Annotated in this window: 19 protein-coding genes; 5 read left to right on the top strand and 14 right to left on the bottom strand. The window is 73.4% G+C overall.

What is annotated here, in order from left to right; genetic code table 11:
- Window positions 1-81 precede the first annotated feature (81 nt).
- Both ACGFW6_RS27130 and ACGFW6_RS27125 read right to left on the bottom strand, forming a co-directional pair.
- Window positions 82-1,371, bottom strand: coding sequence for a glucarate dehydratase family protein (locus ACGFW6_RS27130; RefSeq protein ID WP_393515036.1), 1,290 nt, complete (start codon window positions 1,369-1,371; stop codon window positions 82-84).
- The gene (locus ACGFW6_RS27125; RefSeq protein ID WP_393515268.1) at window positions 1,368-2,264 is read right to left on the bottom strand and encodes a 5-dehydro-4-deoxyglucarate dehydratase; all 897 of its coding nucleotides are present in this window, start codon (window positions 2,262-2,264) and stop codon (window positions 1,368-1,370) included. Before ACGFW6_RS27125 ends, ACGFW6_RS27130 begins: the two co-directional genes overlap by 4 nt.
- A 151-nt stretch (window positions 2,265-2,415) precedes the next feature.
- On the opposite strand from ACGFW6_RS27125, the gene ACGFW6_RS27120 reads away from it, so the two are divergent.
- Window positions 2,416-3,204, top strand: coding sequence for an IclR family transcriptional regulator (locus ACGFW6_RS27120; protein WP_393515033.1), 789 nt, complete (start codon window positions 2,416-2,418; stop codon window positions 3,202-3,204).
- Window positions 3,205-3,406: 202 nt separating this feature from the next.
- On the top strand, window positions 3,407-4,603 hold the full coding sequence (locus ACGFW6_RS27115) for an MFS transporter (protein WP_393515030.1): 1,197 nt from the start codon (window positions 3,407-3,409) through the stop codon (window positions 4,601-4,603).
- Window positions 4,604-4,687: 84 nt separating this feature from the next.
- Here the strand turns inward: ACGFW6_RS27115 and ACGFW6_RS27110 are convergent, their stop codons facing one another.
- The 5 genes from ACGFW6_RS27110 to ACGFW6_RS27090 all read right to left on the bottom strand — a co-directional run bounded on the left by ACGFW6_RS27110 (window position 4,688) and on the right by ACGFW6_RS27090 (window position 10,997).
- Window positions 4,688-5,677, bottom strand: a complete 990-nt coding sequence (locus ACGFW6_RS27110) for an adenosine deaminase (protein ID WP_393515027.1) — start codon at window positions 5,675-5,677, stop codon at window positions 4,688-4,690.
- A 20-nt stretch (window positions 5,678-5,697) separates the two neighbouring features.
- Window positions 5,698-6,603 carry a ribonuclease Z gene (locus ACGFW6_RS27105; RefSeq protein WP_393515024.1) on the bottom strand — a complete coding sequence of 302 codons (906 nt, stop codon included), beginning with the start codon at window positions 6,601-6,603 and terminating at the stop codon, window positions 5,698-5,700.
- Window positions 6,604-6,617: 14 nt separating this feature from the next.
- Window positions 6,618-6,971, bottom strand: coding sequence for a histidine triad nucleotide-binding protein (locus tag ACGFW6_RS27100; RefSeq protein ID WP_393515021.1), 354 nt, complete (start codon window positions 6,969-6,971; stop codon window positions 6,618-6,620).
- Window positions 6,972-7,094: 123 nt separating this feature from the next.
- Window positions 7,095-10,358, bottom strand: a complete 3,264-nt coding sequence (locus ACGFW6_RS27095; RefSeq protein ID WP_393515019.1) for a S41 family peptidase — start codon at window positions 10,356-10,358, stop codon at window positions 7,095-7,097.
- 75 nt (window positions 10,359-10,433) lie between these two features.
- Window positions 10,434-10,997 (bottom strand): hypothetical protein, encoded by a 564-nt coding sequence (locus ACGFW6_RS27090; protein WP_393515016.1) that lies wholly within the window; start codon window positions 10,995-10,997, stop codon window positions 10,434-10,436.
- A 111-nt stretch (window positions 10,998-11,108) separates the two neighbouring features.
- Here ACGFW6_RS27090 and ACGFW6_RS27085 point away from each other — a divergent pair, with 111 nt between their 5' ends.
- Window positions 11,109-12,740 (top strand): hypothetical protein, encoded by a 1,632-nt coding sequence (locus ACGFW6_RS27085; RefSeq protein ID WP_393515014.1) that lies wholly within the window; start codon window positions 11,109-11,111, stop codon window positions 12,738-12,740.
- Window positions 12,741-12,745: 5 nt separating this feature from the next.
- On the opposite strand, the gene ACGFW6_RS27080 is transcribed toward ACGFW6_RS27085, so the two are convergent.
- The 5 genes from ACGFW6_RS27080 to hrcA all read right to left on the bottom strand — a co-directional run bounded on the left by ACGFW6_RS27080 (window position 12,746) and on the right by hrcA (window position 17,309).
- A complete protein-coding gene (locus ACGFW6_RS27080) occupies window positions 12,746-13,138 on the bottom strand; it encodes a VOC family protein (protein ID WP_393515011.1) in 393 nt (130 codons plus the stop codon).
- A 20-nt stretch (window positions 13,139-13,158) separates the two neighbouring features.
- Window positions 13,159-13,908, bottom strand: a complete 750-nt coding sequence (locus tag ACGFW6_RS27075; protein ID WP_393515008.1) for a 16S rRNA (uracil(1498)-N(3))-methyltransferase — start codon at window positions 13,906-13,908, stop codon at window positions 13,159-13,161.
- A complete protein-coding gene (locus ACGFW6_RS27070) occupies window positions 13,905-14,990 on the bottom strand; it encodes a nitronate monooxygenase (RefSeq protein WP_393515005.1) in 1,086 nt (361 codons plus the stop codon). The genes ACGFW6_RS27075 and ACGFW6_RS27070 overlap by 4 nt, the downstream gene beginning before the upstream one ends.
- 165 nt (window positions 14,991-15,155) lie before the next feature.
- The gene (gene dnaJ / locus ACGFW6_RS27065; protein WP_380857040.1) at window positions 15,156-16,292 is read right to left on the bottom strand and encodes a molecular chaperone DnaJ; all 1,137 of its coding nucleotides are present in this window, start codon (window positions 16,290-16,292) and stop codon (window positions 15,156-15,158) included.
- Entirely contained in the window at window positions 16,293-17,309 is a 1,017-nt protein-coding gene (gene hrcA, locus ACGFW6_RS27060) for a heat-inducible transcriptional repressor HrcA (RefSeq protein ID WP_393515003.1), read from the bottom strand.
- A gap of 165 nt (window positions 17,310-17,474) precedes the next feature.
- On the opposite strand from hrcA, the gene ACGFW6_RS27055 reads away from it, so the two are divergent.
- Entirely contained in the window at window positions 17,475-18,218 is a 744-nt protein-coding gene (locus tag ACGFW6_RS27055) for an MBL fold metallo-hydrolase (RefSeq protein WP_393515000.1), read from the top strand.
- A gap of 42 nt (window positions 18,219-18,260) precedes the next feature.
- Window positions 18,261-19,070 carry a DUF3097 domain-containing protein gene (locus ACGFW6_RS27050; protein WP_393514998.1) on the top strand — a complete coding sequence of 270 codons (810 nt, stop codon included), beginning with the start codon at window positions 18,261-18,263 and terminating at the stop codon, window positions 19,068-19,070.
- 14 nt (window positions 19,071-19,084) lie between these two features.
- Here ACGFW6_RS27050 and hemW read toward each other — a convergent pair whose 3' ends face one another.
- Window positions 19,085-20,317, bottom strand: a complete 1,233-nt coding sequence (gene hemW, locus ACGFW6_RS27045) for a radical SAM family heme chaperone HemW (protein ID WP_393514995.1) — start codon at window positions 20,315-20,317, stop codon at window positions 19,085-19,087.
- A gap of 41 nt (window positions 20,318-20,358) precedes the next feature.
- Entirely contained in the window at window positions 20,359-22,296 is a 1,938-nt protein-coding gene (locus tag ACGFW6_RS27040) for a SpoIIE family protein phosphatase (protein WP_393514992.1), read from the bottom strand.
- Window positions 22,297-22,374 lie beyond the last annotated feature (78 nt).

The raw sequence follows: 22,374 nt of genomic DNA, 5'->3' as shown, positions 1-22,374 counted from the left end.
AGCAGGTTCCCGGGCCGTGGGCCGTGGGCCAGGCCCGCGGCCCGCGCCGCGGACCTCAGCCGCCACCCCGTCCCGGTCGCCCTACCAGCGCGGCACCGGCGGCGTCACCCACTCCGGTTCCGCGACCCGCATCGCCGCCGCGTCGTCGCGGTCGCGCAGGGTGCCGTCGTCATCCAGCCACCGCTGGTGCAGTGCCGCGAGGCGGGTCCGGTCCAGTTCGACGCCGAGTCCGGGGCCGTCCGGTACGGCGACCTTGCCGGCCTCGAAGGTCGGGCGCTCGGTGAGGACGTCCTCGGACTGCCAGGGGTAGTGGGAGTCGCAGGCGTGGTGGAGGTCCGGCACGGTCGACGCCACGTGGGTCATCGCGGCCAGGGAGATGCCGAGGTGGGTGTTGGAGTGCATGGACACCCCGACGCCGAACGTGCGGCAGATCGCCGCCAGTTGCTGGGTGTTGCGCAGCCCGCCCCAGTAGTGGTGGTCGGAGAGGACCACCTGCACGGCGTCCGACGCGTACGCCTCCTTGATCTCGGCGAACGTCGTCACGCACATGTTGGTCGCCAGCGGCACCCCGGTGCCCGCCGCGACCTCGGCCATGCCGGCCGTGCCGAGGGTCGGGTCCTCCAGGTACTCCAGGACGTCCCCCAGCTCCCGTGCCACCCGCAGCGAGGTCTCCACCGACCAGGCCCCGTTGGGGTCGAGCCGCAGCGGATGCCCGGGGAAGGCCTCGGCGAGCGCCCGCACGGCCGCGATCTCCTCGTCCGGCGGGAAGACACCGCCCTTGAGCTTGAAGGACGTGAAGCCGTACCGCTCCTTGAACCGGCGTGCCTGCTCGACGACCCCGGCCGGGTCGACGGCGGCAGCCCAGTCGTCCTTCTCCGCGCGCACGCCCTCGGGGTGGCCGGCCCACTTGTAGAACAGGTAGGCGCTGTACTCGACCGCGTCGCGCACCTTGCCGCCGAGCAGCGCGTGCACGGGCAGCCCGAGCGTCTTGCCGAGGGCGTCGAGGCAGGCGACCTCGAAGCCGGAGACGACGGACAGCCGCAGCTTGTCGGCGCTCTGGATGCCGCGCAGCCCGCCGACGTCGACCTGGCCGGAGACCCGGGCCCGGTCGACGGCCACCTCGTCGGCGACGGCGAACAGGCCGTTCAGGTCCGTGACCTCGCGGCCGATCAGCTTCCGCGCGAACGGCCGCGCGAGTTCCAGGTACTTGGTGTCGCCGTACGTCTCGCCGACGCCCGTGATCCCGTCGGCCGTCTCGACCTCCACGATCAGTCGGGGCGTGTACGGCTGGTGGACGCCCTGGGTGTTCAGCAGCGGCGGGTCGGCGACCAGGACCGGGGTCAGGCGTACGTCCGTGACGGTCAGGTTCACGGGGTGGCTCCCACGAGATCGAGTCCGGTGCCGAGCAGGGCCCTGAGTTCGGCCAGGTCGCCGGGCGACGGGTCGGTGAGCGGGGCGCGCACGGGGCCGACGGGGCGGCCGCGCAGCCGGGCCGCGGCCTTCACCAGGGAGACGGCGTACCCGGGCACCCGGTCGCGCAGTTCGACGAGCGGGACGTAGAAGTCGCGCAGCAGCTTGTCGGTGAGGCTCCGGTCGCCGTCGCGCAGGGCGGCGAAGAAGGCGTTCGCGATCTCGGGGGCGAAGGCGTGCACGGCGGAGGAGTAGGCGGGGACGCCGACGGTGGCGTAGGCGCGGGCCTGGATCTCGGCGGTGGCGGCTCCGTTGAAGAACAGGAAGCCCTCGGGGGCGGCCAGGGTGAGGCGCTGGAGGCGGTCGAGGTCGCTGTGGCCGTCCTTGAGCCCGATGACGCCGGGGATGCGCGCGATGCGGCGCAACGAGTCGGCGGTGAAGGTGACCTGGCCCCGCTGGTAGGCGATGAGCGGGAGCCTGGTCCGGGACGCGAGCTGTTCCAGCTGGGCGACGAGGCCGTCCTGTGGGGCGGCGACGAGGTAGTGCGGCAGGACGAGGAGGGCGTCGGCGCCGGCCTCCTCGGCGATCCGCGCGAACCGGGCGGCCTGTGCCCAGCCGTAACCGACCCCGGCCACCACGGGCACCCGGCCGCCGGCCTCCTCGACGGCCGCGGTGACGACGACGCGGTACTCGTCCTCGTCCAGCGAGAAGAACTCGCCGGTGCCGCAGGCGGGGAAGAGCGCGCCGGGTTCGGTGGCGAGCTGGGCGGCGAGGTGGGCCCGGCAGCCGTCCGGGTCCAGCGAGCCGTCCTCGTGGAAGCTCGTGAGCGGGAACGACAGCACGCCGCGTGCCATGCCGTCCCGCAGCCGGCGGATCGTGTCCGTGTCCGTATCGAGGCTCACCCTCGTCATCTCCCCATGTAGACGTCTTCCACGTATAAGAATGGAGATTAGATACGCGAACCGTGACCGTCAATCGCACGCTCCGTCCGATTACGATCGGCCCATGTCAGAGACAGGCGGCGTGCGCGAGGTGAAGTCCGCGGCGCGCACGGTGGAGCTCCTCGAACTCCTCGCCGCGCGCGGCGACCGCCCCGCGCGCCTCCAGGAGCTGGCCGACGAGCTGGAGGTGCCGCGCAGTTCCATGTACGCGCTGCTCCAGACCCTGATCTCGCGCGGCTGGGTCCGCACCGACGTCACCGGCTCGCTCTACGGCATCGGCATCCACGCCCTGCTCACCGGCACCAGCTACCTCGACTCCGACCCGCGCGTGCGTCTGGTGCGCCCGTACCTGGACGAGGCGTCGCAGGCGCTGGGCGAGACGATCCATCTGGCGCGACTGGACGGCCGCGACGTGGCCTATCTGGCGACGCGCGAGTCGCACGAGTACCTCAGGACGATCAGCCGGGTGGGCCGACGGCTGCCGGCGCACGTCGGCGCCCTGGGCAAGGCGCTGCTCGCCGAACGGCCCGACAGCGACCTGCCCGAGGGCCCCTACCGGGCGCTCACCCCCAACACCCGCACCAGCCGCGAGGCGCTGGCCGCCGACCTCGCCGAAGTGCGGGCGCGCGGCTGGTCGATCGACCGCGAGGAGGGCGTCCTCGGCATCGTCGGCTTCGGCTTCGCGCTGCGCTACGACACCCCGGCGCAGGACGCGATCAGCTGCTCGGTTCCGGTGGCCCGGCTGTCCGCCGCGCACGAGGAACGGATCGTGGCCGTGATGCGGGAGACCCGGGCGAAGATCGAGGCGAGGGCCCCCGGCGGCCGGGGCGGTTCGGTGCACTGGCGCAGCTGAGAGCGCCTGAGGAAGGCCCGGGCGAGCACCTCCGCTACCCCCCTTCCCCCACCCCAAACGGAATGTGCCTCAGATCACTCCGCCCCCACTTCTTCGCGGCTCCCTCGGCTTGATACAAATTGCCCGCGCGGTCCTGTCCGTCGACGGCATGCGCCCCTCCCCCTCATCTGTGCCTCTCCTTTCGCATGCCCTGGGACCGCCCGTGTTCGCCCCCCGCACCACCCCCTGGCCTCTCGTTGCCCTTTTCACGGCCGGGTACCTCGCTCCGTATCTGCTGCCGACCGTCGTCGGCAGGCTCGACTCCGGACTTCCGCTCTCCCCCACCCAGGCGGGTGCCGTCGGCAGCGCGCTGCTGCTGAGTTCCGCCGCGGCCGGCTTCCTGCTGGCCTCCCGCGTCGATCGCGTCGGCGCCCGCAGGCTGGCCCGGATCGGCCTCACCCTGGCCCTGCTCGGCTACGGCGGCGCGGCCCTCGCGCACGCCGTCCCGGCCGTCGTCCTCGGTGTGCTGGTCGGCGGCTTCGGATCCGGTACGGCCACCGCGGTCGCCGCCACCCGGATCGCCGCCCATCAGGACCCGCACCGGACCACCACCGCCGGTCTGCTCGGCGTCTCCGCCCTCGCGGGCGCCGTCTATCTGACGGTCCCGCACCTCGGCGCGGGCCATGGCCAGCCCCTGGCCGCCATCGCCCTCACCGCGCTCGCCGTGTGGCCGCTGACGGGCCGTATCCCCGTCGACGCGCCGACGGTCGCGTCACGCCGGCCCGCCGCACGTCTCCCCCATCGCCGTGCCGGCCTGGTCCTGGCCGCCTGCATGCTGTGCTGGTCGCTGGCCCAGAACTCCCTGTGGGGCGTCAGCGGCCGGATCGGCCTGACGCAGGCCCAGTTGACGGAGGCCACGGTCGGCGCCGTGTTCGCCATCGCGCTCGGCGCCGGGCTGCTCGGCGTGACCGGGGCGGGCGCGCTCGGCCCGCGGCTCGGCCTCGCCATGCCGATCGGCGCCGGCACGGTCCTCATCGCGGGCTGCATCGCAGTCAGCGCGTCCGCCACCGACCTGCCGACCTTCGCGACCGGCGAGATCGCCTGGAACACGATCTACCCGATCGTCCTGTCGTACGTCATCGGCCTCGCCGCCTCCCTCGACCCGCGGGGCCGCTGGGCGGTGCTCGTGGGTTCGGCGGCGTCGCTGGGCACGGCGGCGGGCCCGCTGGCCGGGAGCGTGCTGTCGGCGCAGGCCGGATTCCCGGTCATGGGTGCCGTCCTGGCAGTGGGACTGCTGGTCGTCTCCGTGCCCATGACGGCGGTGGCGCTCCGGGCGGGCAGGCCGACCTTGCCGGTGGTGGAGATTCCGGTCGACGCGCGTGCCGAAGAGACCGCCTACGAGACGGCGACTGCCGCGTGAGCGCGACTGCCGACTGCATCGTGGCTGGTCGCGCCCACGCGGCGGAGCCGCACATCCATACTGCCCCGCGCTCTTCAGGGGGTTTCAGAACACGTACGCCTCCACCTCGGCCAGGTACCGAGCCCGCAGTTCCTCGTCGTCCTCCAGGAAGGAGGCGAGGAAGGAGTTGCGGGCCAGCTCCCGGAGCCGTTCCCGGTCAAGGCCCAGCGCCGAGCGCACCGCGTCGAAGTTGTCGCCCGCGTACCCGCCGAAGTAGGCCGGGTCGTCGGAGTTGACCGTGCACATCAGGCCGGCGTCGAGCATCGCGGGCAGCGGGTGGTCGGCGAGGGTGTCGACGGTCCGCAGCCGCACGTTGGACAGCGGGCACAGGGTCAGCGGCACCCGCTCCCGCACCAGCCGCTCGACCAGCGCCGGGTCCTCCATGCAGCGCAGCCCGTGGTCGACGCGCTCGACACCGAGGACGTCCAGGGCCTCGGTGATGTAGGCGGGCGGGCCCTCCTCGCCGGCGTGCGCGACGCGGCGCAGGCCGAGCGCGGCGGCCGCCTCGTAGACCTCGCGGAACTTCACCGGCGGATGGCCGACCTCGGCCGAGTCCAGGCCGATGCCGGTGATCCGGTCGAGATACGGTTCGGCGGCCCGCAGCGTCTCGCTCGCCGACTCGGCGGAGTCGTCGCGCAGGAAGCACATGATGAGGCGGGTGGAGATCCCGTGGTTCGCCTCGCTGCCGCCCAGCGCCCGCCACAGCCCCTCGACGACGGTGCCCAGCTCGACGCCCCGCTTGGTGTGCGCCTGCGGGTCGAAGAAGATCTCCGCGTGCCGCACGCCCTGGGCGGCGGCTCGGGCGAGATAGGCGTTCGCGAGGTCGGCGAAGTCCTGCTCGGTGCGCAGGACGGCCATGAGTTCGTAGTACAGGTTCAGGAAGGACTGGAGGTCCTCGAACCGGTAGGCCTCGCGGAGCGCGTCGGTGTCGCCGTACGGCAGCGTGACACCGTTGCGGGCGGCCAGCTCGAAGGCGAGCTCGGGTTCGAGGGTGCCTTCGATATGGAGGTGCAGTTCTGCTTTGGGGAGGGGCATCAAAGCATCGTACGGCGGTATTACCGACGTTTCGGTAGCGGGACCCGGAGCAGGTCGTGCGCGACCGTCAGCTCCCCGTCGAACCCGGCGTCCCGTGCCTGCCGCTCGAACTCGTCCGGTTCGGTGTACCGCTGGCTGAAATGGGTGAGCACGAGATGCCGTACGCCGCTGTCGAGCGCGACGCGGGCGGCCTGACCGGCGGTCAGATGACCGTGCTCGGAGGCGAGTTCGCCGTCCTCGTCCAGGAAGGTGGACTCGATGACGAGCATGTCGCAGCCCTCGGCGAGGGTGTACACCCCGTCGCACAGCCGGGTGTCCATGACGAACGCGAACCGCTGTCCGCGCCGGATCTCGCTCACGTCGTCCAGCGAGACCCCGTCGAGCACGCCCTCGCGCTGGAGCCGGCCGACGTCCGGGCCCTTGATGCCGTGCGCGGCGAGCCGTTCGGGCAGCATGCGGCGGCCGTCGGGCTCGACGAGGCGGTAGCCGTAGGACTCGACGGGGTGCGACAGCAGGGCGGTGTGCAGCGTGTAGCCGCCGGTGTCGGCGATGACGCCGTCGGTGTCGACCGGGGCCTCGGTGAGGTCGACGGTCTCGCGGTAGGCGGTGGCGTACCGCAGCCGGTCGAAGAAGCGCCGGCCGGACCGCGGGTAGTGGGCCGTGACGGGGTGCGGGACCTTGTCGAGGTTGATCCGCTGGATGACCCCGGCGAGGCCCAGCGAGTGGTCCCCGTGGAAGTGGGTGACGCAGATCCGGTTCAGGTCATGGGCCGCGACGCCGGCCCGCAGCATCTGGCGCTGTGTGCCCTCGCCGGGATCGAAGAGGATGCCCTCGCCGTCCCACCGCAGCAGATAGCCGTTGTGGTTCCGGTGCCGGGTCGGGACCTGGCTCGCCGTCCCGAGGACGACCAACTCACGTACGGACATGACGGCTTCGTGACCTAGCCGGGCGGCCACTGCAGGCCGCGGCCGCCGAGGACGTGGGCGTGCGCGTGGAACACGGTCTGGCCGGCGCCGGCGCCGGTGTTGAAGACGACGCGGTAGCTCTCCAGCTGGTCCTCGTCGGCGACGGCCCGGGTCTCGCGCAGGACGTCCGCGACGAGGGCCGGCTCGGCGGCGGCGAGGGTGGCGGCGTCCTTGTAGTGCGCCTTGGGGATGACCAGGACGTGGGTGGGCGCCTGGGGGTTGATGTCCCGGAAGGCGACGGTCGTCTCCGTCTCGCGCACGATCGTCGCCGGAACATGCTTCGCGACGATCTTGCAGAACAAGCAGTCGTCCTGCGGCTCCCCTGCCATGTTCCCTCCGGGGGTCGGGCCGGTCCGGTTTACGGGAGGCATCGTATCGTCGCTGGGTGCGGGTGCGTGGGGGTTGATCGCGCGCACGCGGCGGAGCCGCACATCGATACGGCCCCCGCGCCCCTATGAGGTCGGCAGAGCCGGCGGTGTTTTCGCCGGGCTGGTCTCCAGTCCCTCCAGTGCGATGCGGATCGCCTCGTCCAGTTGGGCGTCCCTGCCCGCCATCCAGTCCTGCGGGCGCTGGAACACCTCCACGTCCGGGTCGACGCCGTGGTTCTCGACGTCCCAGCCGTAGCCCTCCAGCCAGATGGCGTACTTCGGCTGGGTGATCAGCGTGCCGTCGACCAGCCGGTAGCGGCTGTCGATGCCGATCACTCCGCCCCAGGTCCGGGTGCCCACCACCGGGCCGAGGCCCAGCGCCTTGATCGCCGCGTTGACGATGTCACCGTCGGAGCCGGAGAACTCGTCCGCCACCGCCACCACGGGACCCCGGGGAGCGTCCTGCGGATAGCTGTACGGCCGCATCCCGCGCGGCAGTTCCCAGCCCACGATCCGCCGGGCCAGCTTCTCCACCACGAGCTGGGAGGTGTGTCCGCCGCCGTTCTCGCGGACGTCCACGACGAGTCCCTCCCGGGCCACCTCGATCCGCAGGTCCCGGTGGATCTGGGCCCAGCCCGGCGCCTGCATGTCCGGCACGTGGAGGTAGCCGAGCCGGCCGCCGGACTTCTCGTGGACGTAGGCCCTCCGGTCCGCGACCCACGCGTGGTAGCGCAGCGGCTGCTCGTCCGCGATGGGCACCACGACCGCGTGCCGTACGTCCCCGCCGCCGGCCGGGGAGACGGTCAGCTCGACCGCCTTGCCGGCCGTGCCGACGAGCAGCGGTCCGGGCCCGGTCACCGGGTCCACCGGCACGCCGGCCACCGCGACGATCGCGTCGCCGGCCCGGATCGCGACGCCGGGCGCGGCCAGCGGAGCCCGTGCCTCGGGGTCGGAGGTCTCCGACGGCAGGATGCGGTCGATGCGCCAACTGCCGTCGGCGTGCCGGGAGATGTCGGCGCCGAGCAGGCCCTGGCGGGGCCCGCCGCCGTACCCGCCGCGTGAGGAGACGTAGGCGTGCGAGGTTCCCAGCTCGCCCTGCACCTCCCACAGCAGGTCGATCAGGTCGTCGTGGGTGGCGACGCGGTCCAGGAGGGAGCGGTAGCGGTCCAGGACGCCCGGCCAGTCCACGCCGCTCATGTCGGGCCGCCAGAAGTGGTCCCGCATGATGCGGCCGGCCTCGTCGAACATCTGCCGCCACTCGGCGGCCGGGTCGATCCGCTGCCGGACCCGCGTCAGGTCGACCGTGATGTTCGAGTCGCTGTCGTCGTCGCCGGAGGCGCGCCGGTCGCTGGGGACGACCTTGAGCCTGCCGTCGGTCCACAGCAGCACCCGCTTGCCGTCGCCGCTGACCTCGAAGTCGTCGGCGTCGTCGGCGAGATGCTCGACGCGTCGCTGGAGGAGGTCGTAGCGCTCCAGCTCGGTCTTGGGCTCGGGGTCCTCGGGGGTGGCCCGGGAGGAGCCGAGCGCGCCCTGCACGGGGTGGCGCAGCCACAGCACGCCGTCCTTGGCGGCCCGCAGCTGTGTGTAGCGGGCGGCCTCGACGGGGAACGGCACGATCCGGTCGGCGAGCCCTTCGAGGTCGATCCGGGTGGTCGGGGTGCCCTCGCTGTCGGGGGTCTCCTCCTTGTCCGGCGCGTCGAAGGGGCGGCCGTGCCGCTGCGGGCCGAAGGGGGACGGGGTGGTGGCCGCCAGGGTGATCAGGTGCGGGCGGGAGCCGACCACGAAGGCCAGGTCGAAGACGTGCTCGTCGTAGACCGGGTCGAAGGCGCGCGTGGACAGGAACATCAGGTGCTTGCCGTCCTGCGTGAACGCGGGCGCGTAGTCCTGGAAGCGCAGCGGGGTCGCCTCGGAGACCGACAGGTCGGTGGTGTTGGCGAGCTTGAGCTGGGCCAGCGGGCGCGGGCCGGGGTGCGACCAGGCCAGCCAGGCCGAGTCGGGCGAGAAGACCAGCCCCGAGACGTCGCCGTCCACGCTGCGGTCGACCTCGCGGACCTCGCCGCTCTCCCGCTCGACGAGCAGCAGCCGGCCGTCGTGCGCGGCGACCGCCGCCCGGCTCCCGTCGGGTGCCATGGCCAGTTCCAGGACCCGCCCGAGCTGCCCCGCGGCCAGCCTGCGCGGGGTGGCCCCGGGCGCGAGTCCGGTCGCGGGGGCGAACTCCAGCGCGTCGTCGCCCTCGGCGTCCGTCACCCACACCACCCACTCCTCGCCGTCCGCCCGGAAGGTGCGCGGCGAGCGGGCCCGTACGCCGGGCTCGGCGGCCAGCGCGCGGGCGGGGCCGGAGCGGTGGGTGACCCAGTGGACGGTGCCCCGGACGCAGACGGCGCTGCCGCGCGCGGTGTGGTCGGGCGCTGCTTCCCCGAAGGAGCGGGCGGCGTTCAGCGCGTAGGGCCGGCGGTCGGTGCGCTGCCCGCCGAGCCGGATGTCCAGCGGGCGCGGCTCGGCCCCGTCGAGGTCGTCCAGCAGCCAGAGTTCACCGGCGGACGCGTAGACGACACGGGTGCCGTCGCTCGCGGCGTGCCGGGCATAGAAGCCGCTCTCGGCACCGCTCGAGCCGGAGGTGCTCGCCACAGGGGTGTGCCGGCGCAGATCGGAGCCGTCGGCGAGGGAGGAGTACACGGCCCCCACGCCCTCGTGGTCGGAGAGGAAGGCGAGCCGCTCCCCCACCCACACGGGGTCCTCGAGGTTCCCGTCCAGCTCCTCGTGGAGCCGTACGAAGTCTCCCTCGCCCTCCCGGTCGATCCACAGCTTGCCCGCCGTACCGCCCCGGTAGCGCTTCCAGCGGGCCGCCTCCAGACCCATCGGCGCGGAGGCGAGCACCAGGTGCGGCCCGTGCACCACGTCACCGACGGGGCCGTACGGCAGGGTGGTCGCGGGGCCGCCGTCGAGCGGGACCGTGTGGGCCCAGGTGCGGCGGCTGCCCGCCTGGCCCTGGGTGCTGATGGCGAGGACCCGGCCGTCCGGGGTCCAGCCGCGCACCCTGGTCTGCCAACTGCCCCAGTGCGTCAGGCGCTTCGAGGGCCCGCCGTCGACGGGCGCGATGTGCACCTCGGGGGCGCCGTCGCGGGTGGAGGTCCACGCGACGGTCGAGCCGTCGGGCGAGATGCGCGGCCGGGAGACCGGCACGTTGTCGGCGCTGACGCGCCAGGCGCGGCCGCCGTCGAGGGGGGCGAGCCAGACGTCGTCCTCCGCGGTGAAGGCGACCAGGTCACCGCACAGGTGCGGGTATCGCAGATACGAGGCCGGGGGGCGGGGAGCCGAAGTCGAGGCAGACGTCGCGGACTGTGTCACCCGATCACCCTAAGCAAGCGCGGCGTGCGCGAACAGCCCTTTGGATCACTTGCCCGCTCCGGCCGGGGAAAGCGGTCACTTGCCCTCCGGCCAGCAGTTCGGGCGCTGCTCGCAGTAGACGGTTCTGGTGACGGTCACCGTGACGGTGGGGCCGGGCTGCTGTCCGCCGCCGGGGTTCACCGGCGAGGGGGTGGCGTTGCAGTTGCCCAGCCCGTTGACGTGGAACCACTCCTTGCCGTCGATCTTGGCGACGAGGTCGCCGCGCACACAGGCGCCGCTGACGGCGCGGGTGATCCGGCCGGTGACGACGATGTCCTTGCCGTCGCCGGTCTCGCCCTCGCAGTCGACCTTGACCACGGTGTTCTCGCTCGCCGTGGCGCTGGAGTTGCTGCCGTTGCCGTCGTAGGAGCCGGTGCAGTTGAGCCACTGCACATCGGCCTTCTGCCGTTCCAGTTCCGCGGTCACGGTCTGGTCGGTGGTGAACGCGACGGTCGCGCTGCTCAGTCCGCCGGGGTCGCAGGCGCCCAGCCCGCCGACCGCGATCACGGCGAGCGCGGCGGCACCCGCCGCCCGCGTCCCGCGCCCGCGGCGCCCCGCACGCCGGTCCGCGCGACCCCGAATCCTCCTCAATGCCCCCATGGGAGGGGAGCCTGCCACTGTCCCGGCCGACGCGGTAGAGCGCATACGGCCACTGACGGCTCGGGCACGTCACAATCGGGTGTCACCCAACCCGCCCCGCCCGGAGGACCGTTGTCCCCTTCACGGACCCCCTCTCGCGCCCTGCCCGTGCCCCGCGCCTCGGACGACCCCGACCGGTCCGGGACGGACACCGCCGCCGACCCCGCGGCGGGGCCGCCCGCGCCACCGCGCCGGCGGCGGGTGCGGATGCTCGTCGACGTGGTCGCCCACGAGGATGAAGTGACCTATGCGACAGCCCTGTTCGAGGAGCGCGGCTGGACCGTGCGGGCGGCGCGGGAGGACGAGGCGGCGGCCTCCGCCGCACACCGCACCACGCTGGTCGTCGAGGTCCGGCTGCACGGAGCCCGTCTCGGCGCCCTGCGCACGGCCACCCTGGCAGTCGAACGCCTCGCGCAGCAGGCCGAGTTGGGCGCATGGGTGCGGGACGCGGCGCTGGTCGAGCACGAGCGCCCGGCGCGCACCACGTACGCCGTGCACCGCGCCCTGCCGACGCTGGGGCGTCTGTGGATCCGGCTGGGCGGCGCGGACGAGCAGCGTGCGGTGACCGTGCCGGCGGGCCCCCGCTCGCGGGAGGCGGCGGCAACCGAGCTGGCGGCGCGCACGCTGGGCGGCCGCTCCTACGATCCCGAGGCGCACGGGCTGCGGGTGCCGGGGCACTCGGACCCGGACCCGCCACGCGACGAGTCCCCGCACGAACGCCGGGTCCGGCTGGTCTGGTTGACGGCGGGCGCGGCCGGCCTCGTTCTCGCGATCGTCTGCGGGATGTACGTCGTGTGGGCCGACGGCGCCTGGAAGGTGCTGCCCGCCCTGCTGAGCACGGCGGGCGCGCTGCCGCTCGGCCGGACCCTGAAGGAGACGCGGGCCCGTGGACGGGGCGTCCAGTGGGCCGCGGGGGCCGCGGGCACCACGGCGCTGGCGGCCTTCGGCGCACTGGTCGGCCGGGACACCCCGCCCCGGGTGCTGTGGGCGTGCGCGCTGCTGCTGGCCGTCGGCGTGTTCACGGGCGCGGGGGTGGTGCTGGCGCTGCGCCGCACCTTGTTCACCCGGCACGCGGCCTGGCTGGTGCCGCTGTCGGTGCCGGTGCTGTGGTCGATGGTGGGCTGGCTGGGCGGACAGATGCACGACGCCTATCTGGACCGCTTCGACATCCGCGTGGAGGCGGTGCCCGCGCCGCGCCTCGGCACCTATCTGGTGGCCGCCGAACCGATGGGGCTCGCGCTGGGCAGCGCGCTGTTCTTCGTGGCGATCGTGGGCTGGCTGCGCCACTTCCATCTGGGCCGGGACGCCAGCAACCGCTTCTTCGCCATCGTCCTGGCGACGCTGATCATCGTCGTGTACGCCCTGAGCGCGATCGCCCTGGGCACCGGCCAGGCGGCGAGCGCGGCGGGACGGGCCGCGGAGGACGCCGCCCGGCAGGGCACCGCGCCACCCGCCTACTTCGGCATCCACGGCCACTTCATGTGCGTGCGCCCGGTGCCGTCCGACGGGACCGTGGCGGTGGAGAACGGCCCCGTGGCCACCGGCCACCCGGTGCTCTCCTTCGGCACGTCCGGCGACTGGATCTGGCTGTGGGACCCGGCCCGCAACAACGGCACGGTCCAGGAGTCCTTCGCCGTCCGCCGCGAGGACGTCCGGCTCATCCCGGCGGCACACCCGGGGTCACGGCGCTGCCCGGCGCCGTAGCGAGGTCAGCCGCGCAGCAGCAGCCACTCCTGCAGCTCCACCAGGTTGCCCTCCGGGTCCTTGAGGTGGGCGACCCGCATGCGGTCGGCCATCGGGGCGGGGCCGTGCATGAGGGTCGCGCCGCGGGAGGTGATCTGGGCGCAGTAGGTGTCCAGGTCGTCCACGCGCAGGACGACCATGGAGCGGTGGCCGGTGGCGCCGTCGCCGAGTTCGCCGAGGACCTCGGCCATCATGACCCGGTCCTGGAGGGCGATGCCCGCCGACCCGGTGGCGGGGCTGAACTTCTCGTACGGCCCGTCCGTCGCCCCGGACTGCGGCTTGAGACCGAGGACGTCGGCGTAGAAGCGGTAGCACGCGGCGAAGTCGGTGACCAGCAGCCGTACTTGGGCGAGTTCCACGGCGGACGTGCCTCCCGGTGTCAGGACCAGCGGCCGGTGCGGCCGAGGAGCAGTGCCGTCGCCGCGGTTCCGGCGGTGGAGGTGCGCAGGACGGTACGGCCCAGACGGTACGCCTTCGCTCCCGCCGCCTCGAAGAGCGCGAGCTCCTCCGGGGCGACCCCGCCCTCGGGCCCGACGACGAGCACGATCTCGCCCTCGGCGGGCAGCTCCGCGGTCGCGAGCGGCTCGCTGCCGTAGTCGCGGTCCTCGTGCAGTACGGCGGCGAGGTCGGCCGCCGCGAGCAGCGCCGCGACCTGCTTGGTCGTCGCCGCGTCCGCGACCTCGGGGAAGCGCACCCGGCGGGACTGCTTGCCGGCCTCGCGGGCGGTGGCCCGCCATTTGCCGAGCGCCTTGACGCCCCGCTCGCCCTTCCACTGCGTGATGCACCGGGACGCCGCCCACGGCACGATCGCGTCGACGCCGGTCTCGGTCATGGTCTCGACGGCGAGTTCACCGCGGTCGCCCTTGGGCAGGGCCTGTACGACGGTGATCCGGGGCCGCTCGGGGGCCTCCTCGGCCACGGCACCGAGCTCCAGCACCAGCCGGTCCTTGCCCTCGGCCGCCTTGACGACGCCCTCGGCCCAGCGGCCGAGCCCGTCGGTGAGGACGACCTCCTCGCCGGCCCGCAGCCGCTTCACCGAGACGGCGTGCCGGCCCTCGGGCCCGTCGAGCACGAACTCGGTACCGCCGGCCCGCTCCAGCGACTCGACGACGAACACCGGCGCGGTCATCCGGCGGCACCGCCCTTCGGGAAGGCGGACAACGCTGTCGACGCCGCGTCCAGTTCCGCGACCAGGACCTCCACCAGCCGCCCGGCGGCGAGTTCGCGTGCCATCCGGTGCCCCTGTCCGGCCCACAGCGCCATGCCCTGCGGGTCGCCGGACGCGGCGGCCTTCTTGCGCAGCGGCGAGGTGAGGTGGTGGACCTCGGGGTAGGCGGCGGGGGCGTACGGGCCGTGCTCGCGCAGGAAGCGGTTGACCAGGCCGCGAGCGGGACGTCCGGAGAACGCGCGCGTCAGCTCGGTACGGACGAACAGGGGGTTGGTCAGCGCCTGCTTGTGCAGGGCGTTCGCACCGGACTCGGGGGTGATCAGGAAGGCGGTGCCGAGCTGTGCGGCGCCGGCGCCGGCCGCGAGGACGGCGGCGATCTGGCTGCCGCGCATGATGCCGCCCGCGGCGACCAGCGGCAGGCTCACGGTCTCGCGGACCTGGGCGAGGAGTGACAGCAGGCCGATGCCGGTGCCGTCGGTCTCGGGGTGGTCGCGATGGGTGCCCTGGTGGCCGCCGGCCTCGACGCCCTGCACGATGACCGCGTCGGCGCCGGCCCGCTCCACGGCGAGGGCCTCGTCCGGGGTGGTGGCGGTGACGAGGGTGACGGTGCCGGCGCGGCGCAGGGCCTCCAGCACCTCGGCAGCGGGCACGCCGAAGTGGAAGGAGACGACGGGCACCGGGTTGTCGAGCAGCACGGCGAGCTTGGCGTCGTAGCCGTCGTCCCGGCCGCTGTCCGGGTCCCCCAGCTCGACCTCGTACCAGGCGGCCTCACCGGCGAGCTGATGGGCGTAGACCTCCACGGCCGCGGCGTCGGCGTACTCGGGCTGCGGCATGAACAGGTTGACGCCGAAGGGCCGCTGGGTCAGTCCCCGCAGCTGCTTGATCTCCTGGTACATCCCGTCGGCGGTTTTGTACCCGGCTGCGAGAAACCCCAGCCCACCGGCCTCGGACACGGCGGCGGCGAGATGCGGCACGGAGACGCCGCCCGCCATGGGGGCCTGCACGATCGGATGGGGGAAAAGATCGGTCAGCGCGGAGGACATGACGGCATGTTGTCACGTCCTCCGAACAAGTCCGAATCGGGTCTACCGCTTGGCACGGGCCTGCACCGACCAGCCCGTCCGGCGGGTCAGGACGAGGCCGTTCAGGCCGACAGCGGGGGCCTGGGGGCGGCAGCCCCCAGCACGGCGAGCAACCCCTACAAACGGTCAGCGACCATTGAACGCGTCCTTCAACCGCGAGAACAACCCTTGCTGGCCCGGCTGGAACTGCCCCTGCGGGCGCTCCTCGCCGCGGAGCTTGGCCAGCTCGCGCAGGAGGCGTTCCTGTTCGGGGTCGAGCTTGGTCGGGGTCTGGACCTCGACGTGCACGATGAGGTCGCCCCGGCCGCCGCCCCGCAGATGCGTGACACCGCGCCCGTGCAGCGGGATCGACTGGCCGGACTGGGTGCCGGGCCGGATGTCGACCTCCTCCATGCCGTCCAGCGTCTCCAGCGGCACCTTCGTGCCGAGCGCCGCCGCGGTCATCGGGATGGTGACCGTGCAGTGCAGGTCGTCGCCGCGCCGCTGGAACGTCGAGTGGGGGAGTTCGTGGATCTCGACGTACAGGTCACCGGCGGGACCGCCGCCGGGCCCGACCTCGCCCTCACCGGCGAGCTGGATCCGGGTGCCGTTGTCGACACCGGCCGGGATCTTGACCGTCAGGGTGCGCCGGGACCGGACGCGGCCGTCGCCGGCGCACTCGGGGCACGGCGTCGGGACGACGGTGCCGAAGCCCTGGCACTGCGGGCAGGGGCGCGAGGTCATGACCTGGCCCAGGAAGGACCGCGTCACCTGCGACACCTCACCGCGGCCGCGGCACATGTCACACGTCTGGGCGGAGGTGCCGGGTGCGGCCCCTTCGCCGTTGCAGGTGTTGCAGACGACGGCCGTGTCGACCTGGATGTCCTTCGTGGTGCCGAAGGCCGCCTCGTCGAGCTCGACCTCCAGCCGGATCATCGCGTCCTGGCCGCGCCGGGTGCGCGAGCGCGGACCGCGCTGGGACGCCGTACCGAAGAAGGCGTCCATGATGTCCGAGAAGTTGCCGAAGCCGCCCGCGCCGAAGCCGCCCGCGCCCGCGCCGCCCGCCTGGGACAGCGGGTCGCCGCCGAGGTCGTAGACCTGCTTCTTCTGCGGGTCCGACAGCACCTCGTAAGCGGCGTTGATCTCCTTGAACCGCTCCTGGGTCTTCGGGTCCGGGTTGACGTCCGGGTGCAGCTCGCGGGCGAGCCGCCGGAAGGCCTTCTTGATCTCTTCCTGCGACGCGTCGCGGCGCACGCCGAGCACGGCGTAGTAGTCCGTGGCCACTTACGACTCCGCCAGGATCTGTCCGACGTAACGTGCCACTGCGCGTACCGCTCCCATCGTTCCCGGGTAATCCATGCGGGTCGGTCCGACCACGCCGAGCTTGGCGACTGCCTCGCCGCCCGAACCGTAGCCCACCGAGACCACGGAAGTGGAGTTGAGTCCCTCATAGGCGTTCTCGTGCCCGATCCGCACGGTCATGCCCGAATCCCCGGCCTCGCCAAGCAACTTGAGGAGGACGACCTGTTCCTCCAGGGCTTCCAGGACCGGCCGGATGGTGAGGGGGAAGTCATGTCCGAAGCGGGTGAGATTGGCGGTGCCGCCGATCATCAGCCGCTCCTCGTTCTCCTCGACGAGTGTCTCCAGGAGGGTGGAGAGCACGGTCGAGACGGTGCCGCGGTCCTCGATGTCGAAGGCCTCGGGGAGGTCCTCGACGAGCCGGGGCACATCGGTGAAGCGCCGCCCCGCGACCTTGCTGTTCAGCCGCGCCCGCAGATCCGCGAGCGAGGCCTCGCCGAACGGCGCCGGGCAGTCGACCATCCGCTGCTCGACCCGTCCGGTGTCCGTGATCAGCACCAGCATCACCCGAGCGGGCGCCAGCGAGAGCAGTTCGACGTGCCGGACGGTGGACCGGGTCAGCGACGGGTACTGCACGACGGCGACCTGCCGGGTGAGCTGCGCGAGCAGCCGTACGGTCCGGGCCACCACGTCGTCGAGGTCGACGGCGCCGTCGAGGAAGTTCTGGATGGCGCGTCGCTCGGGCGGGGTCATCGGTTTGACGCCGGCGAGCTTGTCGACGAACAGCCGGTAGCCCTTGTCGGTGGGGATGCGCCCGGCGCTGGTGTGCGGCTGGGCGATGAAGCCCTCGTCCTCCAGGGCCGCCATGTCGTTGCGGACGGTCGCCGGGGAGACGCCGAGGTTGTGCCGCTCGGTGAGCGCCTTGGAGCCGACGGGCTCCTCCGTGCCGACGTAGTCCTGGACGATGGCGCGCAGCACCTGGAGCCTGCGTTCACTCAGCATCTCGCGCACACCTCCAGAAGGTCGTTCCCCTTGGCATCTTTCCTGGCACTCTGTCCATCCGAGTGCCAGCCGTCCCCGGCCAGTGTACGGCGGTGGGGTACACCCCGGGCAAGGCCGGGCCAGGTCCGCCGTGCTCGACGCGGGTGTCCCCGCTAGCGTCGCCGCATGACGGTGACTTGGGAAGAGCTGGGATGGGAGGAGCTGGCGTCCGGCGTGGGCCGGTGTCGGCTTCCGGGCTGGGACTGCACGGCGGGGCTGGTCGTGGGCGACGGCACGGCACTGATCGTCGACGCCGGTTCCAGCCTCGCGGAGGGCGTGCGGCTGCGTACGCAGGCGCAGTGGCTCGCCGGTCACCGTGTGACTCATCTCGCGCTGACGCACCCCCACTTCGACCATGTCTTCGGTGCGGCGGCGTTCGCGGGCACGGAGGTCTACGGCCCGGTCGGCATGGACACGGTGCTCGACGGCCGGCAGGCGCGCGAGGAGCTGCGGGACGACGCGGTGACCAACGGCCTGGATCCGGCCGCGGCGGAGGAGGCGGTGGACGCGCTGATCCGCCCGCACCACCAGGTCAGCGGCGAGTGGACGCTCGACCTGGGGGGTGGCCGCCAGGTCCTGCTGGCGAACGTGGGCCCGGCCCACACCGCCCACGATCTGGTCGTGCTCGTGCCGGGCGACACCCCCGGCGACCGGGAGGTGGTGTTCTGCGGCGATCTGGTGGAGGAGTCGGGTGAACCCCAGGCCGGTCCCGACGCGGTGCCGTCGCGCTGGCCGGCCGCCCTGGACCGTCTCCTCGCCCTGGGCGGCGAGGACGCGCTGTACGTGCCCGGTCACGGAGCGGTGGTGGACGCGCGGTTCGTCCGGCGCCAGCGCGAGGCCCTGGCCACCCGTTTCGGCGTGTCGCGCTGATCCGCCGGACGGGTGGGCCGCGCTTCTCCTATCGTCATCCGAATGCGCCAGTACTCCCCGGACCTGACCCCGCCCTGGAAGAAGAAGCCCGGGCCCGTCCCCGAGGTCCCCGCGGAGCCCGGCCTCGTGGTCGAGGAGCCCGGCACGGGGTTCTGCGGCGCGGTGATCCGCTGCGAGGCGGGCACGGTGACCCTGGAGGACCGCTTCGGCAAGCACCGGGTGTTCCCGATGGAGCCGCGCGGGTTCCTGCTGGAGGGCAAGGTGGTGACGCTCGTCCGGCCGACGGGCGCGGCCCCGGTACGCCCCACCCGTACGGCCTCCGGTTCGGTCGCCGTCCCCGGGGCACGCGCGCGGGTGGCCCGCGCCGGCCGTATCTACGTGGAGGGCCGGCACGACGCCGAGCTGGTCGAGCGCGTGTGGGGCGACGACCTGCGCATCGAGGGCGTGGTGGTGGAGTACCTGGAGGGTGTCGACGACCTGCCGTCGGTCGTCGCGGACTTCGCGCCGGGCCCGGACGCGCGGCTGGGCGTCCTGGTCGACCATCTGGTCCCCGGCTCCAAGGAATGGCGCATCGCCGAGTCCGTGACCAGCGAGCACGCCCTGGTGGTGGGCCACCCGTACATCGACATCTGGGAGGCGGTGAAGCCGTCGTCCCTGGGCATTGCGGCCTGGCCGCGGGTGCCGCGCGGGCAGGACTGGAAGACGGGGGTGTGCCGGGCGCTGGGATGGCCGGAGAACACCGGTGCCGCCTGGCAGGCGATCCTGGGCCGGGTGCGCTCCTACAAGGACCTGGAGCCGGAGCTGCTGGGACGCGTGGAGGAGCTGATCGACTTCGTCACGGCTCCGGCGTAGGACGCCCGCCCGGCTCAGTCCACGAGGTCCCGCACCACCGCGTCCGCCAGCAACCGGCCCCGCAGCGTCAGCACCGCGTGCCCCTCGTCGTACGGACCCTGCTCCAGGAGCCCGTCCGTCAGGGCGCGGCGGGCCGCCCGCAGGCCGTCCGGCCGCAGCAGCGCCAGGGGCACGCCCTCGCGCAGCCGCAGCTCCAGCAGGACGCGCTCCACCCTGCGGTCCTCGTCCGACAGGAGTTCGCGGCCGGCACCGGGTGACCGCCCGGCCGCCAGCGCCGCCGCGTACGCGCCCGGGTGCTTGACGTTCCACCAGCGCACCCCGCCGACGTGCGAGTGGGCTCCGGGGCCCGCGCCCCACCAGTCGGCGCCGCGCCAGTACAGCTCGTTGTGCAGACAGCGGGCGGCCTCGGAGGTCGCCCAGTTGGAGACCTCGTACCAGTCGAAACCGGCCGCCGACATCACCTCGTCCGCGATCAGGTAGCGGTCCGCGTGGACGTCGTCGTCCGTCATCGGGACCTCGCCGCGGCGGATCCGGCGGGCCAGCTGGGTGCCCTCCTCCACGATCAGGGCGTACGCGCTGACGTGGTCGGGGCCGGCGCCCAGCGCCGCCTCCAGGGAGGCCCGCCAGTCGTCGTCCGACTCGCCCGGGGTGCCGTAGATCAGGTCCAGGTTCACATGCTCGAAGCCCGCGGCACGGGCCTCGGCGACGCAGGCCTCGGGGCGGCCGGGGGTGTGCGTGCGGTCGAGGATCCTCAGCACGTGCTGCTTCGCGCTCTGCATGCCGAAGGAGATCCGGTTGAAGCCGCCCTCGCGGAGCGTGGCCAGATAGGCCGGGTCCACCGACTCGGGGTTCGCCTCCGTGGTGATCTCCGCGTCCGGCGCCAGCCCGAACTCGTCGCGGATCGCCCCCAGCATCCGTACGAGATCGTCGGCGGCCAGCAGGGTGGGCGTACCGCCGCCGACGAAGACCGTGCGGACCTCGCGGGGGTCGTCTCCGAGGACCTTGCGGGCCAGGCGGATCTCGTCGACGAGCGTCTCGGCGTAGTTGTCGCGGGACGCCAGCACTCCGCCGGTGCCGCGCAGCTCGGTGGCGGTGTAGGTGTTGAAGTCGCAGTAGCCGCAGCGGGTCGCGCAGTACGGGACGTGCAGATAGAAGCCGAGGGGGCGGTCGGCGGTCCCGGTGAGCGCGGAGGCGGGCAGCGCGCCGTCGTCGGGAACGGGCTCGCCGTCGGGGAGTGCGGAGGGCATGGGTTCCATTGTCCAGCACGCGCGGGTGATCTCCGGAACCCCTACTCGGCCTGGAGCACCAGCAGCGCCAGGTCGTCCTCCGGCGGGCGGCCGCCGAACTCGTGCACCAGCCGGCGGATCCGTTCCGCGATCAGCTGGGCGTTCAGGCCGACGCACCCGGCGAGCGCGGTCGCGAGGCCGTCGCCGTCGTCGAACTGGCGGGAGCCGCTGCGCCGCTCGGTCACGCCGTCGGTCACGCACAGCAGGGTGTCGCCGGGACGCAGCTCGAAGGTCTCGCTGGTGTACGTCGCGTCCTCGACGACCCCGAGGAGGGTCTGCGGCTGCGCGGCGGTGTGGACCTCGCCGTCCGCGCCGAGGAGGAGGGGCAGCGGATGGCCCGCGGAGGCGAGGGTGCAGCGGATGCCGCCCTCGAAGGGCGTGAGCTCGCCGTACAGCAGGGACAGGAACCGGGTCTGCGGGCCGTCGCCGGGCGCTGCCGGGCCGACGAGGGCGCGGGCGGCGGCGTCGGCGGCCTCCGTGGCGTCGTCGAGCAGGAGCTGGTTGAGGCGGTCCAGGACGTCGGAGACGCGGTAGCCCTCGCGGGCGAGGAGCCGCAGCCAGGGCCGCGCGATGCCGATCACCACGGCCGCCTCGGGGCCCTTGCCCTGGACGTCGCCGATGGCGAAGCACCAGCGGCCGTCGCGGGCCGGGAACAGGTCGTAGAAGTCGCCGCTCGGGCCGCCCTTGTCGCACGGCTCGTACACCAGCGCGCTGGCCACACCGGGGATCTCGGCGACGGCGCCGGGCAGCAGGCCGCGCTGCAGGACCCGGCTGATGGTGGCCTGCCGGGCGTACTGGCGGGCCGCGCCGATGGCGAGGGCGACGCGGCGGCTGAGGTCCTCGACCAGTCCGGTGACCTCGTCGGGGAAGCGCACGAGGTCGGCCCGCCCGATGACCAGCGTGCCCAGCGGATGGCCGCCGGCGATCAGGCGGTAGGCGAGCGCGGTGCCGTGGGTCTGGCGGCGGCCGAGCGCGTCGCCGGGCCAGGGGTAGGGCACGGGTCCGGTGCGGTGGTTGTCCGGCGGCAGCGGCGGCTCCTTCTCCAGGGCGCGGCGGAGTTCCTCGATGAGGTTCTCCGAGCCGTGCCAGACGCGGGCGAGCCGGGGCCCGGTCCCCGCGATGCCGTCCACGGCCCAGCCTCCCCCGCCGTCCGCCTCGCCGGAGCGGGCGTAGCCCCAGCGCCCGGCGACCTCGTCCTCCAGCCACACCGCGCACCAGTCCGCGAGGCGCGGCACGATCAGCTGGCCGGCGAGCGCGGCGACGAGGTTCTCGTCGAGCTGCCCGGCGAGCAGGTCGGAGGCCTCGGCGAGGAAGGACAGGGCACCCCGGTTGAGCCAGTCCCGGTCGCGCTCGGCCCGCTGGGGCTCCGGGGCGAGGATCTCCGCGACCCGCAGCCCGCGCTCCAGCGCGCGTTCCTCGGCGTACAGCTCGATGTCGTCCTTGGCCGCCACGGGGTCCTCGGCGGGCAGCCGCGCCCACACGGTCTTGGCGCCGGTTCGGTAGGTGACGCCCCAGGACTCCGCGAGCCGGGACACCAGCCGCAGCCCGCGCCCGTACTCCGGTGTCTCGTACGGCGCCTCCAGCTCCCCGTCGCGGGGTGCGCGTGAGGGGTGGTGGTCCAGGACCTCGACGAGGAGGGCGCCGTCCTCCTCCAGCCGGCAGCTGAGCTCGACCTCGGTGCCGGCGTGGACGACGGCGTTGGTGACGAGTTCGCTGACGGCCACCACGGCGTCGTCGAGGAGCCGCTCGCCGATGTGCTCGGTACCGGGCACTCCGGAGGCGGCCCAGTCGCTGAGGGCGGCGCGCACGAGGGTGCGGGCGGAGCCCGGGGAGAGCGGGCTGCCGGGGAGGACGGTGCGGGTCTGCGCGCCGCCGTTCTCGGGCGCGGGCGCATCACAGGCACGGGTGACGGTCTCCCGTTGCACCGGAATGGCCCCCATGTACAGCTCCCCGAGCGGTTCGGACGAATACGCCTCAGTCGACGCCGACAGAGTGACAGACTGGCCTCGCCCATAAGC

This window comes from Streptomyces sp. Y7, assembly GCF_043195415.1.
Classification (GTDB): domain Bacteria; phylum Actinomycetota; class Actinomycetes; order Streptomycetales; family Streptomycetaceae; genus Streptomyces.
The sequence above is the reverse complement of the archived record's forward strand: the minus strand, read 5'-3'. Positions and strand labels throughout refer to the sequence as shown.

What these genes read in the sequence shown, in the direction of transcription:
- ACGFW6_RS27090 (WP_393515016.1), bottom strand. Translation starts at nt 10,997, where the DNA reads ATGGGGGCATTGAGGAGGATTCGGGGTCGCGCGGACCGGCGTGCGGGG.
- ACGFW6_RS27075 (WP_393515008.1), bottom strand. Translation starts at nt 13,908, where the DNA reads ATGACCGCGCCGGTGTTCGTCGTCGAGTCGCTGGAGCGGGCCGGCGGT.
- ACGFW6_RS27070 (WP_393515005.1), bottom strand. Translation starts at nt 14,990, where the DNA reads ATGTCCTCCGCGCTGACCGATCTTTTCCCCCATCCGATCGTGCAGGCC.
- ACGFW6_RS27120 (WP_393515033.1), top strand. Translation starts at nt 2,416, where the DNA reads ATGTCAGAGACAGGCGGCGTGCGCGAGGTGAAGTCCGCGGCGCGCACG.
- ACGFW6_RS27125 (WP_393515268.1), bottom strand. Translation starts at nt 2,264, where the DNA reads ATGGCACGCGGCGTGCTGTCGTTCCCGCTCACGAGCTTCCACGAGGAC.
- ACGFW6_RS27100 (WP_393515021.1), bottom strand. Translation starts at nt 6,971, where the DNA reads ATGGCAGGGGAGCCGCAGGACGACTGCTTGTTCTGCAAGATCGTCGCG.
- hrcA (WP_393515003.1), bottom strand. Translation starts at nt 17,309, where the DNA reads ATGCTGAGTGAACGCAGGCTCCAGGTGCTGCGCGCCATCGTCCAGGAC.
- ACGFW6_RS27110 (WP_393515027.1), bottom strand. Translation starts at nt 5,677, where the DNA reads ATGCCCCTCCCCAAAGCAGAACTGCACCTCCATATCGAAGGCACCCTC.
- hemW (WP_393514995.1), bottom strand. Translation starts at nt 20,317, where the DNA reads ATGCCCTCCGCACTCCCCGACGGCGAGCCCGTTCCCGACGACGGCGCG.
- ACGFW6_RS27040 (WP_393514992.1), bottom strand. Translation starts at nt 22,296, where the DNA reads ATGGGGGCCATTCCGGTGCAACGGGAGACCGTCACCCGTGCCTGTGAT.
- ACGFW6_RS27055 (WP_393515000.1), top strand. Translation starts at nt 17,475, where the DNA reads ATGACGGTGACTTGGGAAGAGCTGGGATGGGAGGAGCTGGCGTCCGGC.
- ACGFW6_RS27050 (WP_393514998.1), top strand. Translation starts at nt 18,261, where the DNA reads ATGCGCCAGTACTCCCCGGACCTGACCCCGCCCTGGAAGAAGAAGCCC.
- ACGFW6_RS27105 (WP_393515024.1), bottom strand. Translation starts at nt 6,603, where the DNA reads ATGTCCGTACGTGAGTTGGTCGTCCTCGGGACGGCGAGCCAGGTCCCG.